This window comes from Candidatus Zixiibacteriota bacterium (assembly GCA_020853795.1).
GTDB lineage: Bacteria > Zixibacteria > MSB-5A5 > CAIYYT01 > CAIYYT01 > JADJGC01.
Window position 1 is genome coordinate 1 of record JADYYF010000126.1, and the last position, 3014, is coordinate 3014.

Sequence of the window (3014 nt, forward strand, 5' to 3'; positions counted from 1 at the left end):
ACAAGGAGTTTGCCAAGCGTGCCAAGGAAGCGCACACCTTCACGATCGTGGGCGGCGAAAATTACGGCCAGGGCAGTTCGCGCGAACACGCAGCGCTGGCGCCGATGTATCTCGGTTTGCAGTTCGTCATTGCCAAGAACTTTGCGCGCATCCACAAGACGAATTTGGTGAATTTCGGGATTCTGCCTTTGACCTTCGTGAATCCGGCGGATTACGACAAGATCAAGCAGGAGGACATGCTGGAGATTGCGGATGTCACCGCGGGCCTGAAGTCATCCGGCAATCGTCTGAACGTGACCAACGTGACGCAAGGCAATAGCTTTGAGGTGCAGTTCGATCTGTCACCGCGCCAGGTCAAGATCCTGTTGGCCGGCGGGCTGTTGAATTTCACCAAGGCGGGGAGTAACTGAGGTTCGGTCGAGCGAATCTCTGGTCAATAATGAAGCGCGGTCAGGAATCCTTTCCTGACCGCGCGGGGCAAAGGCAGCCTCGTTCACATGAATGGGAGTTGATTAATCGCAATCCGTAACTGGATCTGAGACAAACTGGATTTTGACACCAGGAGGAAGATCTGCGTGAAGGCTCAAGCCCAAGAGCCGCCGAAGACAAGTGTCAGGCAAGCATTGCAGCTGGCACTTCTCGCGGTGTTGCTTGCCATTTCATTGATAGCCTGTCGATCAGACGTCCAAACCGACGACGCCGGGCGAGCGACCTCGCAGATCCTCCAGATGATCATTGATGGCCAGCTCGACTCCGCGCGTAGGCTCGCTGAAGACATGGTCATCGGCACAGAAGCCGCATTAGGACAAGATTCTTGGCAATTCGCGTTCAGCATGGCATTGCTCGCGCTCGTACGGCAGGGACAAGGAGACTCTGATCGAGCCGAGAGGTACTTCATGGCAGCCGCAAGTATCGTCGAAAGAACTCAGGGCGAGTCCTCTCTTCTCGGCGACATCTACTTCGCACATGGCTGGATGTACTTGCGTGATCGCCGAGCGGATGATGCGTTGTTTTTTCTAAAGAAATCGCTCTCGATATATGAAGAGTTAGGTGACGCATCGTACCCGTTTTTGATGGCCACACTTGAGTACATCGAGCTCTCTTACTCCCTTGAACGAGACTTCGCCAATGCCGCCGTTTTTCTTTCCAAGAGAATCGACTTCGAGATCAAGAGCATAGGCTTCCCAGATTCAACCGCCCTCAAGCACTCTGAAGAGTTGTCCCTTCTGCTTGATCATCTTGGCGATTGTGCCTCCAGTTACCGCCTGGCGGTCAGGCTTTGGGGCTTCGAGACGACGTTCCAAGATTCCGCGCTCAGAGCCTTGGGGCGCATAACTCTCAAGGCCGCGCGCTGTAACGCAGTCGCAGGCAACTTCTCGAACGCTGTTGCCCTTTACAATCGAATGCTGGCGAGACAAAGGCTGCTAGATCTCTTGTCGCCGTTACATCAAGCCAGATTGTATAATGAGTTTGGTCGAGTTCTTGTGAGTGCAGGAAACCTGGCGTCCGCTGCGACCAAGCTCGAAAAGGGCTATCAGATGCTGTTGGAGAGTAGTGACGCTGAACAGGAAGAGATCGAACAAGCCTTGCAGGACTACTCGGCAGTCCGCGCCAAACTTGGCAACATGGAGGCTTCGCCGCCCTCCAAGCCACTTGCTGATTCGATACCAAGACCGCGGAAATGACCCCGTAGCCCACCCGAAGCAAACAATGGCCGCTTTTACCAATCTCCATTCCTCTGCGGTTGGTACTTGTCGTTCACGAATTTAGAGCCGAAGCGAAGGGTGGGGCAATGCGACTTCTCAAACCCGGCCAGGCAAACCCGGCACAACGTGATTAGCACCGTCAGGATCGCAGGGATCCTGACCTACAGATAGCAGCACAAACACCAAGGGCGACCACGAGGGCCGCCCCTACGGAATGAGTCTGTTCTGTGAGCCTTTAGAACTTCTTCGTCCAGAAGTGGCAGTAGGGCTCTTTGCCGTTGCTGTCGTAGTAGTCCTGGTGATAGTCTTCCGCGACCCAGAACTTGCCGGCCGGTACGACCTGCGTCACGACCTTGTAGCCCTTGTCTTTCAAAATGCCGATCAGCTTCTCGGTGGTTGCCTTCTGGGCAGCGGAAGTATAGAACACCGCCGAGCGATACTGATCGCCGACATCCGGCCCCTGCCGGTCGATTTGCGTCGGATCGTGAATCTCGAAGAAGTACTTGGCCAGCGTCTCGTAGTTGGTCTTGGTCGGATCAAATACGACTTCGACCGTCTCAGCGTGGCCGGTATTCTTGTAGCACACATCCTTGTACGACGGGTCATCGGTGCGCCCGCCCATGTAGCCCGACTTCGCCGAGATCACACCCGGCTGGCTTTGCAGCAGGTGCTCGACACCCCAGAAACAGCCGCCGGCAAAGTATGCCGTCTCGGTGGCAGCGGTCGTTTTCGCACCGGCGGCCGGCATGACGCTCACCGGCGAACCCTCGCCGCCCGCGGGCACGAAATTCAGCGAAATCGAGTTGACGCAGTGCCGGGTGTTCTTGGCGGTGAAGCCTTCGCCCTCAAAGACGTGCCCGAGATGACCGCCGCAGCGCGCGCAGGTGATTTCCGTGCGCCGGCCGTCGGCATCAAGGGTGCGCTTGACCGCGCCGGGAATTTCGTCGTCGAAACTCGGCCAGCCGCAACCGGAATCAAATTTGTCGCTCGACCGGTACAGCGGTGCGCCGCACTGCTTGCAGGTGTAGATTCCGGCAGCCTTGTTCTTGTAGTACTTGCCGGTAAACGGCATCTCGGTGCCCTTATGGAGAATGACATCTTCCTCTTCGGGAGTCAGCTTATTCAATTTGACCTCGCTCGTTGGTGAGTACTGTTCCTTGTGATCGGCTGCGGCGACCGTGTCGTGCGGCGTTCGCAGCAGCGGCGTCAGCGCCATCAGCGTGATCACCGCGATCGCCGCCATTCCCAGATACTGCTTGATCGACTTGGGATGATCCTGTTCGTTCATGCCTCGTCCTCGCTTTCCCC

General features: G+C 56.5%; 3 protein-coding genes. 2 read left to right on the forward strand and 1 reads right to left on the reverse strand.

The window, feature by feature from the left end:
• Positions 1-410: aconitate hydratase (locus IT585_09825; protein ID MCC6963537.1), on the forward strand; the 410-nt coding region annotated here is incomplete at its 5' end.
• 165 nt (positions 411-575) lie between these two features.
• Entirely contained in the window at positions 576-1685 is a 1110-nt protein-coding gene (locus IT585_09830; protein ID MCC6963538.1) for a tetratricopeptide repeat protein, read from the forward strand.
• 256 nt (positions 1686-1941) lie between these two features.
• Here IT585_09830 and IT585_09835 read toward each other — a convergent pair whose 3' ends face one another.
• Positions 1942-2922 carry a bifunctional methionine sulfoxide reductase B/A protein gene (locus IT585_09835; GenBank protein MCC6963539.1) on the reverse strand — a complete coding sequence of 327 codons (981 nt, stop codon included), beginning with the start codon at positions 2920-2922 and terminating at the stop codon, positions 1942-1944.
• Positions 2923-3014 lie beyond the last annotated feature (92 nt).

What these genes read in the sequence shown, in the direction of transcription:
- IT585_09835 (MCC6963539.1), bottom strand. Translation starts at nt 2,922, where the DNA reads ATGGCGCTGACGCCGCTGCTGCGAACGCCGCACGACACGGTCGCCGCA.